The following is a 17,765-nucleotide window of genomic DNA, read 5'->3' on the forward strand; positions in this document are numbered from 1 at the left end:
ATACGCATGGGTCGACGACCCGATGGAGCGCAGTCAAAGTACCGAGCGGTGTGCTGCCCGCGCCACCGCTGGCAGCCCAGATCGGCCGAAATACTGGAAATCGGCAAGGATTCGGTAAGCGACGGGCCGCGAAACGCCCTCGATCCGGTATGTCCGCGCGTTGACCGGCGGGCCCGCGACCTGCGGGTCCGGCGCGTATCGGCGGTCACATCACCCGTGGGACCAGTGTTGCGGATGGTCTCGATGGTGTGCGAGCGGCTAGCCTGATCGTCATGGCAGGTAAGTCCCGCAGCACCACGACCTCTCGTGCGCGGGCGGGATCGAGCAGGGGGCAGACGCCGTCGGCGCGGTCTCGTTCGACGACACCGCGAGCGTCGTCGGCCGCGCGTGGGCGAACCACCCCCGCCCGCAGACCCGTCAAACGCGCCTCGAACACCGCACCGCTGGCCGTCATCGGCCGGGGCGTCACCAGCGGCTGGACGATGCTCGCGCGCGGCCTCGGCGCCACCACCCGCACGCTGAGCCGCGCGGGCGAACTCGAGCACGGGCATCGCCGCGACGGGATCGGCTTGGCGCTCATCGCGTTGAGCGTGATCATCGCCGCCGCGGTGTGGTTGTCGGCCGGTGGCCCGGTGGGGCGTTTCCTCGAGGACGTCGTGCGCGCGATCGCCGGGTCGGCGGCCGCGGTGGCGCCGCTGCTGTTCGTGGCGATCGCGGTGGTGCTGATGCGCACCGAACCCCATCCGGAGATCCGGCCACGGCTGGTCCTCGGCGGGCTGCTGGTGATCCTGCCCGCGCTCGGCATCTGGCACCTGGCGGCCGGGTCACCCACCGACGCGCACGGACGTTCGCGCGCCGCGGGCGCGCTCGGCTACGCCATCGGCGGCCCGCTCGGCCAGGGGCTCACCCCGTGGCTGGCGATGCCGATTCTGTTGCTGGCCATGGTGTTCGGTGTGCTGTTGCTCACGGGGACCACGGTGCGCGAGGTGCCGTCGCGGTTGCGCGAATACTTCGGCCTCGGCGAATACGCCGACGACAGCGACCCTTACGACCCGGCCAACTACGACGCCGACGGATTCCCGGTGCACCGCAACCGGTCCCGGCGCGGCGCAGCCTCGGCGGCCGACGATTTCGCCGGTTCCGACGCGGTGACCGAGTCGCTGGGCGAGCCGCCGCTGCGCGATGCCAAACCTATCGTCGAGGAGCCGCCCGCTCCCGCGCCGAAACCGGCCCGCAAGCGTCCGGCTCCCGCACCCGTCGACCAGACGCCGCCGCCACCACCGGAACCGGAGTTCGTCACCGATCGTGTGGTCGACGGCGACTACTCGCTGCCACCGCTGAGCCTGCTGCTCGACGGCGACCCGCCCAAGAAGCGTTCGGCCGCCAACGAATCGATGATCGAGGCGATCACCGAGGTCCTGGTGCAGTTCAAGATCGACGCCGCGGTCACCGGATTCGTGCGCGGGCCGACCGTCACCCGGTACGAGGTGGAGCTCGGCCCCGGCGTGAAGGTCGAGAAGATCACCGCCCTGGCCCGCAACCTCGCCTACGCCGTGGCGACGGAGAACGTGCGCCTGCTCGCACCCATCCCGGGCAAGTCGGCGGTGGGTATCGAGGTACCCAATGCCGACCGCGAACTGGTCCGCCTGGCCGACGTGCTCAAATCGCCGCACACCCGCAACGACCACCATCCGCTGGTGATCGGCCTCGGCAAGAACATCGAGGGCGAATTCGTCTCGGCGAATCTGGCCAAGATGCCGCACCTGCTGGTGGCGGGTTCCACCGGCTCCGGTAAGTCCAGCTTCGTCAACTCGATGCTGATCTCGCTGCTGCACCGGTCCACCCCCGAAGAGGTCAGGATGATCCTGATCGACCCGAAGATGGTGGAACTCACGCCCTACGAGGGCATTCCGCACCTGATCACGCCCATCATCACCCAGCCCAAGAAGGCCGCCGCCGCGCTGGCCTGGCTGGTGGAGGAGATGGAACAGCGCTACCAGGACATGCAGGCCAACAAGGTCCGCCACATCGACGACTTCAACAAGAACGTGCGCTCGGGCAAGATCACCGCTCCGCTCGGCAGCGAACGGGTCTACCGGCCCTACCCGTACATCCTCGCCATCGTCGACGAGCTCGCCGACCTGATGATGACGGCCCCGCGTGACGTCGAGGACGCGATCGTGCGGATCACCCAGAAGGCGCGTGCGGCGGGCATCCACCTGGTGCTGGCCACTCAGCGGCCCTCGGTCGATGTGGTGACCGGTCTGATCAAGACCAACGTGCCCTCGCGGCTGGCGTTCGCGACGTCCTCGCTCACCGACTCGCGGGTCATCCTCGATCAGCCGGGCGCGGAGAAGCTGATCGGCATGGGTGACGGCCTGTTCCTGCCGATGGGCGCGGGTAAGCCGACGCGTCTGCAGGGTGCCTTCATCTCCGACGAGGAGATCCAGGCGGTCGTCGAGTACAGCAAGACCCAGGCCGAACCGGAGTACCAGGAGGGCGTCACCGCCGCCAAGGCAGGCGAGACCAAGGACGTCGACCCCGATATCGGTGACGACATGGACGTGTTGCTGCAGGCGGTGGAACTGGTGGTCACCTCACAGTTCGGCTCCACCTCCATGCTGCAGCGCAAACTGCGTGTCGGTTTCGCCAAGGCGGGCCGGCTGATGGACCTCATGGAGACCCGAGGTGTCGTCGGCCCGAGCGAGGGCTCCAAGGCACGCGACGTGCTGGTGAAGCCCGACGAACTCGATGGTCTGCTGTGGTCGATCCGTGGCGGCGATCCGGCGGATTCCGGGGACGGCGAATAGCGCACTGCTGGTTTGCTCTGATCGTGCCGTCAGCGAGCGGCGACGAACGAGGAGGGACCGGGGCGCGGAGTGCCGATCGCGGGGAGCGGCCGGAGGCGGGCTCGGGTCAGTTGCCGATGCCCGCGCGCGACACGCGCTGGGGGAGCGCGGCGTCCTCGGGCAGCCGTGACATCGCGGCGAAATGGTTGTACTCGGCGGTCACGGCTGACTCCTCTCGCGGTGCCGGTGGGTGGTCGATGTGTCGACGGTAGCAGCGGCCGTGGCGAGGCGAAACGGGTTTTCGGCTCGGCTACCGGCGTGGACGGGTTGGCGCGGCTGTGTGTGGAATCATGGCGGGCAATCGCTCCGCAAAGTTGGCTGAAACGGACATATTGGACATGATGGACGGCATGAACCTCATCGATCGGACCACTTCATGGATGTGACCACGCTCGAATGGGTGATCACCGGCTTGGTGATCCTCGGACTGTTCGTCTTCGACTTCTTCGCTCACGTGCGCACGCCGCACGAACCGACCTTCAAGGAATCGGGCATCTGGTCGGCCGTCTACATCGGCCTCGCCCTGCTGTTCGGCGGGTACGTCGCCTGGAAATGGGGCGGCACCTTCGCCGGGGAGTACTACGCCGGTTTCGTCACCGAGAAGGCGCTCTCGGTGGACAACCTGTTCATCTTCCTCATCATCATGACCACCTTCGCGGTGCCGCGGATGTACCAGCAGAAGGTGCTGCTCATCGGCATCGTGCTCGCCCTGGCGATGCGCGGTGTGTTCATCGCCGTCGGCGCGGCCGCGATCAGCGCGTTCAGCTGGGTGTTCTACCTGTTCGGCGCGTTCCTGATCTACACCGCGATCAAGCTGCTGCGCGAGAGCGGGCACGAGGCCGAGCACGAGGAGCAGCGCGACAGCCGCATCGTCGCGCTGGCCAAGCGGGTGCTGCCGACCACCGACCAGTACGACGGCGACAAGCTGATCACCAAGATCGACGGCAAACGGGTGGTCACCCCGCTGCTGATGGCGCTGCTGGCCATCGGTTTCGCCGACCTGCTCTTCGCCCTCGACTCGATTCCGGCCATCTACGGTCTCACCGAGCAGCCGTACCTGGTGTTCACCGCCAACGCTTTCGCCCTGATGGGTCTGCGCCAGCTGTACTTCCTCATCGGTGGGCTGCTGGACCGGCTGGTGTACCTGTCCTACGGTCTGGCCGCCATCCTGGCGTTCATCGGTGTGAAGCTGGTGCTGCACGCGCTGCACGAGAACACTCTGAGCTTCATCAACGGCGGCGAGCACGTGAGCGTGCCGGAGATCTCCACGCCGGTGTCGCTGAGCGTGATCCTCGGAATTCTCGTGATCGCGACGGTGGCGAGCCTGCTGAAGACCCGCCGCACATCTGTCTGACCGACGAGGAACAGCCCGGAACCCGTGGGGTTCCGGGCTGTTCGCGTGTGCGGGCTATTCGGAGAAGGCGCCCATCACGGGCAGCCACTCGACCACGCGCACGTCCTCGATCAGGCCGAGTTTCGCGAACGGGTCCTCGGTGAGCAGTTGCTCGAGCGAGGACTTGTCCTCGGCCCGGAACAGCAGCAGGGCGCCCGAACCGTCCGGGTACGGGCCGCTGGTGAGCACGGTGCCCGCGTCGACCAGGGCATTCAGCCAGCCCCGGTGCTCCGGCCGGTTGGTGGTCCGCTCGGCCGCGGTGGCCTCGGTGTAGGTGTAGTGGACGGCGAAGATCGGCACGTCGATCAACTTTCTCGCGGTGGGTATCTACAGGGTGAGCAGCATGCGGGTGTTGCCGAGGGTGTTCGGCTTCACGAAACTCAGGTCGAGGAACTCGGCGACACCGGTGTCGTAGGAACGGCACATCTCCGCGTACACCTCGGCGGTCACCGGCGTGCCGTCGATCTCCACGAAACCGTGCCTGCCGAAGAAGTCGACCTCGAAGGTGAGCACGAACACCCGCTGCAACTGCAGCTCCCGTGCCACCTCGACCAGCTGACGCACCACCGCGCCGCCCACCCCGCGCCCCTTGACCACCGGATCGACCGCGACCGTGCGCACCTCGCCCAGATCGGCCCACAACACGTGCAGCGCGCCGCATCCCACGACCCGGCCCTCGACCTCGGCAACCCAGAATTCCTGCACCGACTCGTACAGGGTGACCAGGTTCTTCTCCAGCAGGATCCGGCCGGCGTACTCGTCGACCAGACGTTTGATCTCGGGGACATCCGAGGTTCGCGCTCGTCGCACGGTGACGTCTCGAACTGGCGCCACGGTAGGCGCGGACGGGTGCGCGTCGCTGGTCGGACCACCTGCTGGTCCCCGTGAAGTCATGGGGTGCACAGTAGTCGGCCCGGTTACCGATAGTCTGAACATGTGCCGCACATCCTGTCGTTCCGCTCATCGCATCGCGCCGGGCCCGGCGACCGGGGAATACGGCACTGCACGCGTGAGCAAACATCGCGCGACACACCCGATATTCGGCGCAGTGCCGGTGAGTGCCGAGAGGGCGGGGGCATGAGAGGTCAGCGCCTGGCGGCGGAAGCGTGCGTGACCACGGAGGGCGCCCGACCATGCCGAGAAGACGCAGCATGAGCGTGCGACCCGAGGAGATCGAACGCGAGACGGGGCGGCTACCGGGGATGTCCGAACATCAGGTCCCGGTGGTCAATATCGCGAACGTGCTGACGGTGGCGCGCATCGTCCTGGTGCCGCTGTTCGTGCTCGCGCTGTTCGCCGACGGCGGGCACGACACCCGCTGGCGCGTGATCGCGGCGGCCGTCTTCGGCCTCGCCGCCATCACCGACCGGTTCGACGGGCAACTCGCCCGCAAATACGGTCTCGTCACCGATTTCGGCAAGCTCGCCGACCCCATCGCCGACAAGGCGCTGATCGGCGCCGCCCTGATCGGGCTCTCGATCCTCGGCGATCTGCCCTGGTGGATCACCCTGGTCATCTGCGGCCGCGAACTCGGCATCACCCTGCTGCGGCTGGTCGTGGTGCGCCGCGGAGTGATCCCGGCCGGGCGCGGCGGCAAACTCAAGACACTCGTGCAATCGGTGGCCATCGCCCTGCTGGTGCTGCCACTGTCCGGTGCGTTCGCCACCGCGGGCATGGTGCTGATGTACCTGGCCGTGGCGCTCACCGTGATCACCGGCCTCGACTACGTCGGCCAGGCCGTGCGGGTATGGGTGGCGGGTGGTCGCGCGCGCAACGAGTCGCGCGGGTGAGCGACCCCCTGATCGCCGGTGCGCCGGTCGCCGAGCTGGTCGCGGCACTCACGGCCGCGGGCCAGACCGTCGCCACCGCCGAATCGCTCACCGCGGGGCTGCTCGCCGCGACGATCGCCGGGGTGCCCGGCGCCAGTGCGGTGCTGCGCGGCGGGCTCGTCGTCTACGCCACCGACCTCAAGCACCGGCTGGCGGGGGTGGACGAAGAGGTGCTGCGCGTCGAGGGCGCGGTCGCGGCGTCCACCGCCGAACAGCTCGCCGTGGGCGCGCGCGAACGCTGCGCGGCGGACTGGGGGATCGGCCTCACCGGAGTCGCTGGACCCGATTCCCAGGACGGGCATCCGGTCGGCACGGTATACCTCGGAGTAGCCGGACCCGATCACAGCGCGGTGAGCCGGTTGAAACTGCACGGTGACCGGTGGAACATCAGGATCGGTGCGGTGCACAACGCGATCGGGGAGTTATTGCGCTGTGTCGGTGGGTACGGCGATGTGACGACGGACTAGCCGCGTCCGGGAACCCTCGGCCGCTGCTCGACGTTGTGCCAGAAAGAGGTGAGCACCGCCCGAGGCGGTGACCCGAGGTGGAGGAGAACGAGATGACGCTGCTGCGGGAGGCAATCGGGGACAGTCTGCGGCGTGCGCGTCTGGCCCAGCATCGGACGCTGCGCGAGGTGTCGACCTCGGCGCGCGTGAGCCTCGGCTATCTGTCGGAAGTGGAGCGCGGCCGCAAAGAAGCCTCCAGTGAACTGCTCGCCGCCATCTGCGAGGCACTCGACGTGCCGTTGTCGCGGGTGCTGTGGGACGTGAGCACCATCATGGCCGGAGCCGACGGCTCCGCGCCCCGCGAACCCGCGCTCACCGAGCCCGTGGCCGAACCCGTCGCCGAACCGGTGCCCGCCGAGCCGTCGGCCACCGCGAGCGCGCAGGCCGACGTGGACGCGCGCATCGGGATCGCCGAGGACACCCGCATCGTCATCCCGGCCCCGCGGGCCGAGATGCTGGTATTGGTGAAAGGGATGTGACGCGGCGAACCCGCGTGACGCTGCGCACTACTGGTGAGAGCGGATAGATTCTCATCAGGCGTCGAGTGGGCCGGTCATATCGGTCCGGGTGCCGCATGGTGAAGGATAAGCACATATCTGGTGCGTGACGGTCGCGCACCACCAGTCGCACGAGCGACGCACAGATGGAGGCGGGATCAATCGATGGCTAATCCGTTCGTGAAGGCCTGGAAGTACATGATGGCCCTTTTCGACTCCAAGATCGAAGAGCATGCGGATCCGAAGGTCCAGATCCAGCAGGCGATCGAGGAGGCGCAGCGTCAGCATCAGGCGCTGTCGCAGCAGGCGGCGTCGGTGATCGGCAACCAGCGTCAGCTGGAGATGAAGCTGAACCGCCAGCTCGACGAGGTCGAAAAGCTCAACGCCAATGCCCGCCAGGCCGTCACCCTGGCCGATCAGGCGCAGGCCGCGGGCGACACCGAGAAGGCGATCCAGTACACCAACGCCGCCGAGGCGTTCGCCGCCCAGCTGGTCACCGCCGAGCAGTCGGTGGAAGACCTCAAGGTGCTGCACGACCAGTCCCTGCAGGCCGCCGCACAGGCCAAGAAGGCGGTCGAGCAGAACGCGATGATGCTGCAGCAGAAGGTCGCCGAGCGCACCAAGCTGCTCAGCCAGCTCGAGCAGGCCAAGATGCAGGAGCAGGTCTCGGCCTCGCTGCAGCAGATGGACTCCACCCTGTCCGCGCCCGGTTCCACCCCCAGCCTCGACGCCGTGCGCGACAAGATCGAACGCCGCTACGCCAACGCCCTCGGTTCGGCTGAGCTGGCCCAGAACTCGGTGCAGGGCCGGATGATGGAGGTGCAGCAGGCCAGCATCCAGATGGCCGGGCACAGCAAGCTCGAGCAGATCCGTGCCTCCATGCGCGGCGATGCCCTGCCCACCGGGAACAACGCGGCCATCGACCCGGCCAAGCAGCAGCCCGCGGCGCCGCAGATCAACAAGGGTGGCCAGGCGGCTCAGCAGTAGCGCAGTAGCCACGCCACCTCGGGCCGTCGGCCGACGCTCGATACTCGCGCCCGTCGCGGGCGTCGAACGCCGACCGGCGGCCCGGCCCTGTTCAGGGTGAGGTTGTCGTACCCGCGTGGCACTCTGGGTAGGTGGAAGGATCACGATGAGCGGCAGAACGCGGCGCGACCGGATCGAGGTCGCCGATCCGATGGCGGTTGTGCAGTCGACGATGAACGGCGGGGTTCCGGCGACACTGCGCGGAGTGGGCGAGCAGGCGCTCGTCGCGGTGCGGCGCTGGGCCGACCCCCGCGAGCGTGAGTTGCGGCGTCGCCGCCGGATGCGCAGGCGCAGTTTCCAGCTGGGTACGGCTTCGGGGATCACGACGGTCGGCGCGGTGGGGTTGGCCGTGGTGTCGGCGCCGGCGTGGGCGGTGGTCGTGATCGGTGGTGGGGCAGTGGCTTTCGTGACCGGCGCCGCGGTGAACGCGCGGCGGTATCTGCGCACCCGCAGTCAGCCGTTGCCGCAGGCGACCTTCGTGCCACGCAAATCACCGGGACTGCGGTCGGCGGCCCGGTCGCCGATCCAGCGGCTGATCCGCGCCGAACGCGCGCTGCACGGACTCGGTTCCCAGATCGCGCGCACCAGGCGCCTCCCCGAGGACGAGTTGCGCGATCTGCTCGCTACGGCGAACTCCGGCGCCGCGGCCCTGCACGCGCTGGCCGCCGACGTGGTCGCCATGGAACAGGCCGCCGACACAGTGGGCCGGACGAACCCGGAAACGGTGTCGGCGTTGAAGACCACGGTCACCGCCGTGCTCGCGCGCCTGGAAACCGGCGTCGTGGAATACGAACAGCTCGTCGCGGCGGCCGCCCGCATCCTGGCCGTCCCCGAGGACACCGTCGTCGCCTACCAGTTCAACGGCATCGTGGCCGATCTGCGTGAAGCCGCCGACCGTCTCGACGGCTGGGCTCAAGCCCTCACCGAGATGGCCGACGGACCCGGCTTGTCGTCGCCCGATCTTCCCCGCTGAAATCTCGCCCGTACGGATCCCGAACTCGCGCAGCGGGTATCCCGGGTCGGGCGGCCCGACTCGACAGACCTGCCGAGCAGTCCGGTTCTCAGGAGCGAATCGCCTGACGGAGGGCGGCTAGCTCCTCGGCGCGCGGATTGTCGACCGTGGACGACGCGGGGTGGTCGAAGATGCGGACGTTCTTCTCTGCCGGAGTGAACGCCGACCAGCCCGTGTTGCCATGTGTGGCGAAAGAGACCCAGGCTGCGTGGATTTCGTCGGCCAGCGGCTGCGGCGGGGTCGGCCCGGTGAGGGTGTGGGCGTTGTCCACGGCGTCGAAGACGAACGGGACTTCCAGCACATGGCAGGCGCCGAGGCCGGGCAGTGCTGTGGGCCAAGCGAACTCGTAGACGTAGGTCGCCGCGGTGGCGGCATTGGTTTCGGCGAGGTCCATGGTGCCCGCGCGGAAACACCAGTCGGTGAGGATCGCGTTGAAGATCTCGGCCGGCGCGGCATCGGGGCGTTGCCGCGAATAGGTGTGTGCCACCGACGGATCGATGCCGTAGCGGGCCAGCACGAACGGCAAGCTGTCGGCATCGACGCCCGCGGCGATACCGGTGGGAACCGTGAAGAAGCGGAACTCGTCGGCGGTGGTGCCCGCGATGAGCGGAACCCGGCGTTGTGGGTGGGCCGCGAGTACCTCTGTCGGGGTGCCGTCGAGGATGTCACCGTCGACCACCGGGAACAGGCTCATGATGCCGAGGCCCCGCTCGATCACCGAGGTGCCCCACCGTTGGGGGTCGGGGTCGGTCATCAGCGCGAGCGCGACGGCGTTCTGCGCCGAGCACAAGTCGGTCGGACCGAGTGCACCGAAATCCGCCGCTGTGGGTGTGATTCCGAGGTGTTCGGCCAGCGCGGCCGAAACCAGGCGCGCGTCGTCGGCTTCGGCGGCGACGGATCCGTTGCCGCTCTGCACGATCGCCCGGCGGAACAGTCCCGCCGACTGCGGCGCCGCCATCAGCGCGGCCACGCTCATACCGCCCGCGGACTCCCCGAAGATCGTCACATTGTCCGGGTCGCCACCGAACGCCGCGATGTTCTCCCGCACCCAGCGCAGCGCGCAGAGCTGGTCGTGCAGACCACGATTCGACGGTGCGCCGTCGAGCTCCGCGAATCCGGAGATCCCCAGGCGGTAGTTGATCGACACCATGACCACACCGTCACGCGCGAACGCGGTGCCGTCGTAGATCCGGCGGGCGTTGGACCCGCGCACGAACGCGCCGCCATGAATCCACACCAGCACCGGCAGGCCCGCACCTCCCACAGCGGGTGTCCAGACATTGAGGTTGAGGTAGTCGTCGCCAGGGATACCGTCGCTGCCGATCAGGGCGTGGATCGGCGCGGGATACGGCGACTGCGCGCACGTCGGGCCCATACTCGTCGCCTCGCGCACGCCCTCCCAGCGCTCCACCGGTTCGGGCAACCGGAACCGTCGCGGCCCCACCGGCGCCGCCGCGTACGGCACACCGAGGAACCGGGTGACGCCGCCTTCGGTCGTGCCCCGAATCGCGCCGCCGGTAATCGTGACGATCGGTTCCATCGGTCCTCCTCGCAGTCGAACCCGATTATGGACGCTTGTCCGGTTCGGCGTGGCGCTTATGGAACCAAGGGCCCGGCGAGGACGCGCAGCCCGGCGGCACGGTCGCCGTCCCAGCGCAGACCCTGATCGTCGGGCGGGATGCGAGCCCACAGCGCGAGCAGCAGGTCCGACGCCGTACCCGCCAGCTCGGCCACCGGTTCGCCCGGACCGTAGGTCCAGCAGCGGTCGGTGTCGGTGGTACGAACGCGCAGCGCCACATCCGGTTCGGTGGCCAGGCCGCGGTGGACCATCCGGGGTGCGAACAGCTCGAAGACCTCATCGATGCCGTCCTCGGCGATCGCCCGCTCGAACGGCTCGGCCTTCCCGAGCGCGTGCTGACCGTCCCACCGGTGCATCAGCGTCTCGTGGGCGCGGCGACGGCGCCAGAAGCCGACCGTGCGCGGCATGGCACTGGTGAAGGTCCACGCTTCCTGTTCGGGATCGGCCGACAGAGTCGCGGCGAGGGCGTCGGCGGACTCGTCGTACCACTTGCGCAGGGCCGCAGGTTCTTTCGGCGCCGGCCGGCCGTCGTCGTCGCCACGAAGCTCGGTGACGGCGGTGACCACCCACTGATTGCCTCGGCCCAGGTGATCGACCAGATCGTAGAAGGTCCAGTCGCCGCAGGTCGTAACGGGTGCACTGAGATCGACGTCGTCGGTGATCAGCTCGCCGAACGTGGTGAGTTCGGTACGCAGCAGAGCCAGGTAGTTCATGGATTTACGGTAGATGGCGATGGCGCGAGTCTCGGGGTGAACCCTGATCTCTACCCGGATATCCGTGCTGACCTGGTGATTTACGCCCCCGGCGGTGGCAGCATCGAAGGTGTCGATCGCGGCTGTGCGGTCGCGGACACCGAGGAGTCACATCATGGTTTTCAAGGTCATCGGCATCGTCGTCGTAGCGGTCATCGCGTTCTGGATCATCGGGGCGATCCTCGAGGCGGTGCTGCCGATTCTGGTGCTCGCCGCGATCGGCACCGGGCTGTACCTGCTGTACAAGGCGGTGACGGGCTCGGGCGACAAGACGCCGGTCAGCAAGATCTAGCCCTAGCATGGGCGGGGTGGAACAGCTACCCGAGGATTGGCAGCGCGGACTGGTGATCGTCGCGCATCCGGACGACATCGAATACGGCGCGGCGGCGGCGGTCGCGCGATGGACGAAGCAGGGCAAGGACATTCGCTATCTGCTGGTCACCCGAGGCGAGGCCGGGATCGCGGGTGTGCCGCCCGCGCAGGCGGCGCCGTTGCGGGAGTCCGAGGAGATCGCGGGCGCCCGCGAAGTGGGCGTGCACACCGTGGAATTCCTCGACTACCCCGACGGGCGCATCGAGGAGGGGTTGCCGCTGCGCCGCGACCTTGCCGCCGCGATCCGCAGGCACCGCCCCGAGATGGTCGTGCTGTTCAATTTCGGCGACACCTGGGCGCCCGGCTTCGTGAACAGTGCCGATCACCGGGCCGTCGGACGCTCGGCGATGGACGCGATCTCCGACGCGGGCAACGAATGGATCTTCCCCGAGATCGCCGATCTGGCACCGTGGTCCGCGCGCTGGGCCGCCGTCGTCGGCCCGGTCGCGACCCACGCGGTGGACGTGAGTGATCAGCTGGACAAGGCACGGGCCAGCCTGGCCGCGCATCGGCGCTATCTGCAGGTGCTGAGCCCGGCCCCGGTGGAAGAACAGGTCGACGAGATCGTGGCGATGGCCACGGGTCCCAAGGACGGCTTTCCCGCCGCGCACGCAGTCGGTTTCGAGCTGTTCACCTTCGCAGGCTGAGCGCACGCCGGACTCGGTGACGCCACCCGATTGTCTTGGGCGCGTGGGCGGGTCGGCCCGGCATCGGCCGATGTGGGCCGTGTCGACGGGGTCACGACCGTGCGTCCTGCGGATATGGCATGGTGAGGCGCATGCGAGTAGCTGTGGTAGCCGGGCCCGACCCAGGGCATGCGTTTCCCGCGATCGCGTTGTGTCTGCGGTTGCTGGACGCCGGAGACGAGCCGGTGTTGTTCACCGGTCCCCGGTGGCTCGACGCGGCGCGGGCCGCGGGCATCGGTGTGCGCAAACTCAAAGGGCTCGCGCCGCGCCCGGCCGACGACGACACCGACGCGGGTGCCCGCATCCACGAACGCGCCGCCTACATCGCCACCGAGAACCTGCCCGAACTCGGTGCCATGCTGCCCGACCTGGTCGTCTCCGATGTGCTCACCGCCGGCGGCGGTCTCGCGGCCGAACGCCTCGGCGTGCCATGGGTGGAGCTGTCACCGCACCCGCTGTACCTTCCGTCGAAAGGTCTGCCGCCGATCGGGAGTGGCCTGGCACCGGGCGAGGGAGTGCGTGGCCGATTGCGCGACACCGTGCTGCGCACCATGACCGACCGCGCGGTGCGGGCCGGTGAGCGGCAGCGTTCGGCGGCGCGGGTGAAAATCGGGCTGCCCGCCGAGGACCCGGGCCCCGCCGCCCGCCTCATCGCCACGTTGCCCGCCCTCGAGCTCCCACGACCCGATTGGCCGGCCGACACCCACGTCGTCGGCCCGCTGCTCTGGGAACCCACCGATGCCGTGCTCGAACTGCCGCCCGGCGACGAACCACTGGTGATGGTCGCCCCGTCCACCGCCCACACCGGGGTGGCGGGCATGGCCGAGACGGTGCTCGACGGCCTGTCCGGACTCGGTGTGCGCGCAGCGGTTTCGATGCTCGACACCCCACCGGCAGACCTGCCCGCCTGGGCGACGGCAGGTCTGGGCCGCCAGGACGAACTGCTCACCCACGCCGCGGTGGTCGTCGGCGGGGGCGGGCACGGGTTGCTCGCGAAATCCCTCTCCGCCGGGGTGCCGGTGGTGACCGTGCCCGGCGGCGGCGACCAGTGGGAGTTGGCCAATCGTGCGGTCCGCCAGGGCAGTTCGCTGCTGATCCGGCCGCTCACCCCGGAGGCCGTCGCCGCGGCCGTGCGGCAGGTCCTCGACGACAAGGCGTTCGCCGCCGCCGCGCGCCGGGCCGCGGACGGCCTGGACGAGGTCGCCGACCCGGTCGAGATCTGTCATCGCATCGGGGCCACGGTCTGAGGAACCTGCCGGCCTCGCAACGGCCGCGTCCTCGGTTGACCCGTGGCACTGGACCGGCGTCCTGACAGGTGCGCGACAGCGCGAGTATCTTGGGCAAGGTGCGGTTGACCGAATTCCAGGAGCTGATGCACACCGAGTTCGGCGTTGCGCGCGCCGACGCCATGCTGGCCGATCACGTCATTCCGGCCTTCGGGATGACCGGTGCGGCCGCGATCGACGCGGGAGTCGACCCGCGCGAGGTGTGGCGGGCGCTGTGTGCCGACTTCGACGTCCCCAGAAACCGGTGGTGACCAGACTATGTCCGTGACAGCGCAGAACTCGTCGGCACGTCCTTACCGGTTCGACGAACGATTGCGGATGATCCCGGTCGACGCCGAATCCCTCGCCGCCCGTGTCGCCGCCGCCGACCCGCACGACTTCGGTGGATTGCGCAGGCTCGGCATCGCGCTGATGCTGCTCGGGCGCTATGACGAGGCGCTCGACCGCCTGGATCAGGCCCTCGAGCTGGCCGATACCGAGCGCCGTCGCATCACCGTGTGGATCAATCTGGCCGATGTGTACCGCTATCAGGGTGAACCCGGTCGCGCCGAGATCCTGTACCGCCGGGCGCTGGACGCCAGCCGCGCCCTCGACCCCGAACTGGTCTCCTTCGCGGCCCATCACCTGGGCAAATCGCTGGCCGAACAGCACCGGCCCGACGAAGCGCGCGAGCTGCTCAACGAGGCGATGCGGTTGCGGGTGGCCGACGGTGACTCCGAGCTGATCGAGTCCACCAGGGCTGCGCTCGACCACCTCGACGAGCTGGCTCTGCCCTTGCCGCCCGAGGTGATCGCCTTGGTCGGACCGCTGGCCGATTGGTCCGACGAGCACGAGGGCCGCGGCGGCAATGTGCTGCGGGCGGGGGAGTACTGGATCAAACGCGGCCCGCGCGCCGTCGCCGAACACGAGCGCCTGATCTGGTTGCGCGACAAGGGCATCGCCGTTCCCGAGGTGGCGGCGTTCGCCGAGGACGTGCTGGTTCTCGCGGACGTGGGCGGTGGTTCGGTGTCGTCGCAGGCACCCGAGGCGGCCGACGCCGGTGCGCTGCTCGGTTCGCGGCTGCGTGCCGTGCACGACCTGCCAATAGCGGACTGCCCGTTCGACGCCGGGCTCGACGTCACCCTCGCGCGGGCGCACCGCAATGTCGTCGAGGGGTTCGTCGACGCCGACGATTTCGACCCCGATCACCGCGATCGGACACCGGCCGAGCTGCTCGCGGAACTGGTCCGCCGTCGCCCGGCGGGCGAGGACCTCGTCGTCGCGCACGGCGATTTCACCCCGGGCAATGTGCTGGCCGGTGGCGTGCTGATCGACGTCGCCGAGCTCGGCCGCGCCGACCGTTACCGCGACCTCGCCCTGGCCGAACGCGACCTCGGCGAGGATTTCGGTGCCGACGCGGTGACGGCGTTCCGCGCGGCCTACGGCCTGACCGAACCCGAGGCGGACAAACTCGACTACTACCGCCTGCTCGACGAATTGTTCTGAACGCTCACCCGCTCTTGGCGTAGTGGCGGGCGGCTTTGGCGCGGTTGCCGCAGGTCGCCATGGAGTGCCAGCGGCGGGTGCCGTTCTTGGACGTGTCGTAGAAGAAGAGCACGCAGTCGGGGTGGGCGCACTGGCGGATCCGTTGCGGCGCTTCGCCGATCAGTCGCAGCAGGTTGTCGGCGGCCAGCCAGCCGGGTAGCCAGGCGGGGTCGGCCACTTCGGGGATGTCGCGTGGGCCGTCGTCGGTGAGTTCGCGGCGAATGCGGCCCTGGTCGAGAACCCGGTTGAGGGCGGTGTGGTCGGCGCGCGTGACCGCGTCGTGTACGGCGTCGCGCGCGGTGTGCAGCGCGGTGAGGGTGTGCTCGTCGGCGGGTACCCGGTCGGTCAGGTCGAGCAGGGCCAGCCAGGTGCGCAACCCGTCGAGATCGGCCAGCAGATCGCCGGGTTCGGCGCCTGCCCATCGGGTGTTGAGCAGGTCCAGAGCAGGTGGTTCGCCGGTGTGCGGACGGGGATCGCGCATGTCTGAGGCTATCAACTCGCGCTCCTAACCATCAAAAAGTATTTCAAGGGTTGACGGCAGTGCTTCGTCGTCTTATGTTCTAACCATCAAAACAATCATCGGTAGTTACCCATTCCTGGAGGACTCATGACCGCCGTCACCGCTCCCGCGCTCACCACCGGCCACATCGGGCTCAATGTCACCGACCTCGACCGCTCCGCGGAGTTTTATCGCCGTGGTCTCGGCTTCGAGGAACTCGGCAGCGGCGCCGACGGTGCACGCCGCTGGGCCTTCCTCGGTATCGACGGCGTGCTGATGCTCACGCTGTGGCAGCAGAGCACCGGTGAATTCGCCACCGGCGCACCGGGACTGCATCACCTCGCCTTCCAGGTCGCCGACCTCGACTCGGTGCGCGCCGTCGAGTCGGCGCTGCGGGAGCTCGCCACGGAGTTCTTCCACGAAGGGGTGGTAGCTCACGGTGAGGGCGCGTCCTCGGGCGGGATCTTCTTCGCCGACCCCGACGGCATCCGGCTCGAGGTGTACGCCCCGGCCGGCGCCGAAGCCGCACCCGCCCCCGCGGGTAGCGCGCCGACCTGCGGCTTCTTCTGAGGAGTCGTCATGTTCCATCCGGGTGAGCTGGCCGTGCAGCAACGCCTCGGCCAGGCCGGGATCGCCGATCGCGTCGGGCGTTCGATCCGCACCGGAATCCCGGCCGTGGCCGCGGACTTCCTCGCCGAGCAGCCGATGGTCGTCCTCGCGGCGGCCGACGCGGCGGGGCGGCTGTGGGCCAGCCCGCTCACCGGACCCGCCGGATTCGTGCACGCGATCGACGACACCACCATCGACATCGCCGCGCTACCCGGTGACGACGACCCCCTGTCCGACGCGCTGACCGGCGATATCGCGGTCGGGATGATCGCCGTGCAGGCGCAGCGGCGGCGCCGGATGCGCGTGAACGGGACCGCGACGCCACTACCCGGTGGCGTACGGATCACCACCGAACAGGTGTACGCGAACTGCCCGAAATACATCTCACGCCGAGAGATCCGCGCTGTGTCGGCCGGGCAAGCCGGTCCGGCGCGGCGCGGCACGGAACTCACCGCGGAGCAGGGGGCGATGATCGCCGCCGCCGACACCTTCTTCGTCGCCACCGCCGACGCCGACGGGCACGCCGATGCCTCCCACCGCGGCGGCAACCCCGGCTTCCTCGAGCTGCTGTCGCCGACCCGGCTGCGCTGGCCGGACTATCGCGGCAACTCGATGTTCATGACCCTCGGCAACCTCGCCGTGCACCCGCGGTGCGGTTTACTGATCGCCGACTGGTCGACCGGTGCGCTGCTGCAACTCACCGGCCGGGCCGAAATCATCTGGGACACCGCCGATCTCACCACCGGTGCGCAATGCGCCGTCGACTACACCGTCGAGCAAGTGATCGAACGCCCCGGCGCGCTACCGCTGCGCTTCGGCGCACCCGAACTGTCACCGCACAACCCATGAAAGGCGACACTGTGCGACCACCGCTGCCTCCCTTCGACCTCGACTCCGCCCGCGCCAAGGTGCGTGCTGCCGAAAACGCCTGGAACACCCGCGATCCCGAGCGTGTCGCCGCCGCCTACACCGAGGATTCGGTGTGGCGCAACCGCGACGAGTTCTTCACCGGCCACGCCGCGATCGTCGAGTTCCTCACCCGCAAATGGGCCACCGAGAACGGCTACGCCCTGCGCAAGGACCTGTGGGCCTTCCACGACAACCGCATCGCCGTGCGCTTCCAGTACGAATGGCACGACGACACCGGACAGTGGTGGCGCAGCTACGGCAACGAACAGTGGGAGTTCGCGCCCGACGGGCGGATGGCCCGGCGCGAGGCGAGCATCAACGATGTGCGCATCGAACAGTCGCAACGGCGGATCCTCGGGCCGCGTGCCGAGGGCGACGAATCGGTGCTGCCGCAGCACTGACGACGGTCGTGGCGTGTTTGCGGGCGCGTCGCTTGA

At 69.0% G+C, this 17,765-nt stretch carries 19 protein-coding genes and 1 pseudogene; 15 read left to right on the forward strand and 5 right to left on the reverse strand.

The genetic code is table 11. The features are described from left to right. Window positions 1–272: 272 nt before the first annotated feature. Window positions 273–2,810: a DNA translocase FtsK gene (locus tag AB0F86_RS01765; protein ID WP_356983963.1), complete on the forward strand. Its 2,538-nt coding sequence runs from the start codon at window positions 273–275 to the stop codon at window positions 2,808–2,810. A gap of 415 nt (window positions 2,811–3,225) precedes the next feature. Beyond that, on the forward strand, window positions 3,226–4,203 hold the full coding sequence (locus AB0F86_RS01770) for a TerC family protein (RefSeq protein ID WP_225280465.1): 978 nt from the start codon (window positions 3,226–3,228) through the stop codon (window positions 4,201–4,203). A 54-nt stretch (window positions 4,204–4,257) separates the two neighbouring features. On the opposite strand, the gene AB0F86_RS01775 is transcribed toward AB0F86_RS01770, so the two are convergent. Both AB0F86_RS01775 and AB0F86_RS01780 read right to left on the reverse strand, forming a co-directional pair. Continuing rightward, a complete protein-coding gene (locus AB0F86_RS01775) occupies window positions 4,258–4,542 on the reverse strand; it encodes a YciI family protein (protein WP_181696931.1) in 285 nt (94 codons plus the stop codon). Window positions 4,543–4,569: 27 nt separating this feature from the next. Next, window positions 4,570–5,136: an amino-acid N-acetyltransferase gene (locus AB0F86_RS01780; protein WP_084456481.1), complete on the reverse strand. Its 567-nt coding sequence runs from the start codon at window positions 5,134–5,136 to the stop codon at window positions 4,570–4,572. Window positions 5,137–5,393: 257 nt separating this feature from the next. On the opposite strand from AB0F86_RS01780, the gene pgsA reads away from it, so the two are divergent. The 5 genes and pseudogenes from pgsA to AB0F86_RS01805 all read left to right on the forward strand — a co-directional run bounded on the left by pgsA (window position 5,394) and on the right by AB0F86_RS01805 (window position 9,073). After that, window positions 5,394–6,032 (forward strand): CDP-diacylglycerol--glycerol-3-phosphate 3-phosphatidyltransferase, encoded by a 639-nt coding sequence (gene pgsA, locus AB0F86_RS01785; protein ID WP_181696932.1) that lies wholly within the window; start codon window positions 5,394–5,396, stop codon window positions 6,030–6,032. Continuing rightward, window positions 6,029–6,538 carry a CinA family protein gene (locus AB0F86_RS01790; protein WP_356983966.1) on the forward strand — a complete coding sequence of 170 codons (510 nt, stop codon included), beginning with the start codon at window positions 6,029–6,031 and terminating at the stop codon, window positions 6,536–6,538. Before pgsA ends, AB0F86_RS01790 begins: the two co-directional genes overlap by 4 nt. A 92-nt stretch (window positions 6,539–6,630) precedes the next feature. Next, window positions 6,631–7,056 carry a helix-turn-helix transcriptional regulator gene (locus tag AB0F86_RS01795; protein ID WP_067492978.1) on the forward strand — a complete coding sequence of 142 codons (426 nt, stop codon included), beginning with the start codon at window positions 6,631–6,633 and terminating at the stop codon, window positions 7,054–7,056. Window positions 7,057–7,239: 183 nt separating this feature from the next. Further along, window positions 7,240–7,974: pseudogene (locus AB0F86_RS01800) on the forward strand (PspA/IM30 family protein); the annotation flags it as partial. Between the two features lie 232 nt (window positions 7,975–8,206). Then, on the forward strand, window positions 8,207–9,073 hold the full coding sequence (locus tag AB0F86_RS01805) for a hypothetical protein (RefSeq protein WP_356983967.1): 867 nt from the start codon (window positions 8,207–8,209) through the stop codon (window positions 9,071–9,073). Between the two features lie 88 nt (window positions 9,074–9,161). Here the strand turns inward: AB0F86_RS01805 and AB0F86_RS01810 are convergent, their stop codons facing one another. Both AB0F86_RS01810 and AB0F86_RS01815 read right to left on the reverse strand, forming a co-directional pair. Continuing rightward, window positions 9,162–10,652 (reverse strand): carboxylesterase family protein, encoded by a 1,491-nt coding sequence (locus tag AB0F86_RS01810; RefSeq protein WP_356983969.1) that lies wholly within the window; start codon window positions 10,650–10,652, stop codon window positions 9,162–9,164. A 56-nt stretch (window positions 10,653–10,708) separates the two neighbouring features. Further along, window positions 10,709–11,404, reverse strand: coding sequence for a maleylpyruvate isomerase family mycothiol-dependent enzyme (locus tag AB0F86_RS01815; RefSeq protein ID WP_356983971.1), 696 nt, complete (start codon window positions 11,402–11,404; stop codon window positions 10,709–10,711). A gap of 154 nt (window positions 11,405–11,558) precedes the next feature. Between AB0F86_RS01815 and AB0F86_RS01820 the strand changes: the two genes are divergently transcribed. The 5 genes from AB0F86_RS01820 (at window position 11,559) to AB0F86_RS01840 (ending at window position 15,272) form a co-directional block, all read left to right on the forward strand. Next, window positions 11,559–11,735: a hypothetical protein gene (locus AB0F86_RS01820; protein WP_166655713.1), complete on the forward strand. Its 177-nt coding sequence runs from the start codon at window positions 11,559–11,561 to the stop codon at window positions 11,733–11,735. A gap of 16 nt (window positions 11,736–11,751) precedes the next feature. Continuing rightward, window positions 11,752–12,462: a PIG-L deacetylase family protein gene (locus tag AB0F86_RS01825; protein ID WP_181696936.1), complete on the forward strand. Its 711-nt coding sequence runs from the start codon at window positions 11,752–11,754 to the stop codon at window positions 12,460–12,462. Window positions 12,463–12,593: 131 nt separating this feature from the next. After that, on the forward strand, window positions 12,594–13,748 hold the full coding sequence (locus tag AB0F86_RS01830) for a nucleotide disphospho-sugar-binding domain-containing protein (protein ID WP_356983974.1): 1,155 nt from the start codon (window positions 12,594–12,596) through the stop codon (window positions 13,746–13,748). Between the two features lie 98 nt (window positions 13,749–13,846). After that, window positions 13,847–14,038, forward strand: a complete 192-nt coding sequence (locus AB0F86_RS01835; RefSeq protein WP_181696938.1) for a DUF3046 domain-containing protein — start codon at window positions 13,847–13,849, stop codon at window positions 14,036–14,038. Window positions 14,039–14,045: 7 nt separating this feature from the next. Further along, a complete protein-coding gene (locus AB0F86_RS01840; RefSeq protein WP_356983975.1) occupies window positions 14,046–15,272 on the forward strand; it encodes a phosphotransferase in 1,227 nt (408 codons plus the stop codon). Window positions 15,273–15,276: 4 nt separating this feature from the next. On the opposite strand, the gene AB0F86_RS01845 is transcribed toward AB0F86_RS01840, so the two are convergent. Further along, the gene (locus tag AB0F86_RS01845; protein ID WP_181696940.1) at window positions 15,277–15,792 is read right to left on the reverse strand and encodes a CGNR zinc finger domain-containing protein; all 516 of its coding nucleotides are present in this window, start codon (window positions 15,790–15,792) and stop codon (window positions 15,277–15,279) included. A gap of 126 nt (window positions 15,793–15,918) precedes the next feature. Here AB0F86_RS01845 and AB0F86_RS01850 point away from each other — a divergent pair, with 126 nt between their 5' ends. Genes AB0F86_RS01850 through AB0F86_RS01860 form a run of 3 tightly spaced genes read left to right on the forward strand, consistent with a single transcriptional unit; the run spans window position 15,919 to window position 17,729 of the window. Next, entirely contained in the window at window positions 15,919–16,380 is a 462-nt protein-coding gene (locus AB0F86_RS01850; protein ID WP_225280475.1) for a VOC family protein, read from the forward strand. A gap of 9 nt (window positions 16,381–16,389) precedes the next feature. Continuing rightward, window positions 16,390–17,268 carry a pyridoxamine 5'-phosphate oxidase family protein gene (locus AB0F86_RS01855; RefSeq protein ID WP_356983977.1) on the forward strand — a complete coding sequence of 293 codons (879 nt, stop codon included), beginning with the start codon at window positions 16,390–16,392 and terminating at the stop codon, window positions 17,266–17,268. Beyond that, window positions 17,265–17,729 (forward strand): nuclear transport factor 2 family protein, encoded by a 465-nt coding sequence (locus AB0F86_RS01860; RefSeq protein WP_181696943.1) that lies wholly within the window; start codon window positions 17,265–17,267, stop codon window positions 17,727–17,729. The genes AB0F86_RS01855 and AB0F86_RS01860 overlap by 4 nt, the downstream gene beginning before the upstream one ends. Window positions 17,730–17,765 lie beyond the last annotated feature (36 nt).

Origin of the sequence: Nocardia sp. NPDC023733 (assembly GCF_040639775.1) — a bacterium.
GTDB classification, from domain to species: Bacteria; Actinomycetota; Actinomycetes; order Mycobacteriales; family Mycobacteriaceae; genus Nocardia; species Nocardia rosealba.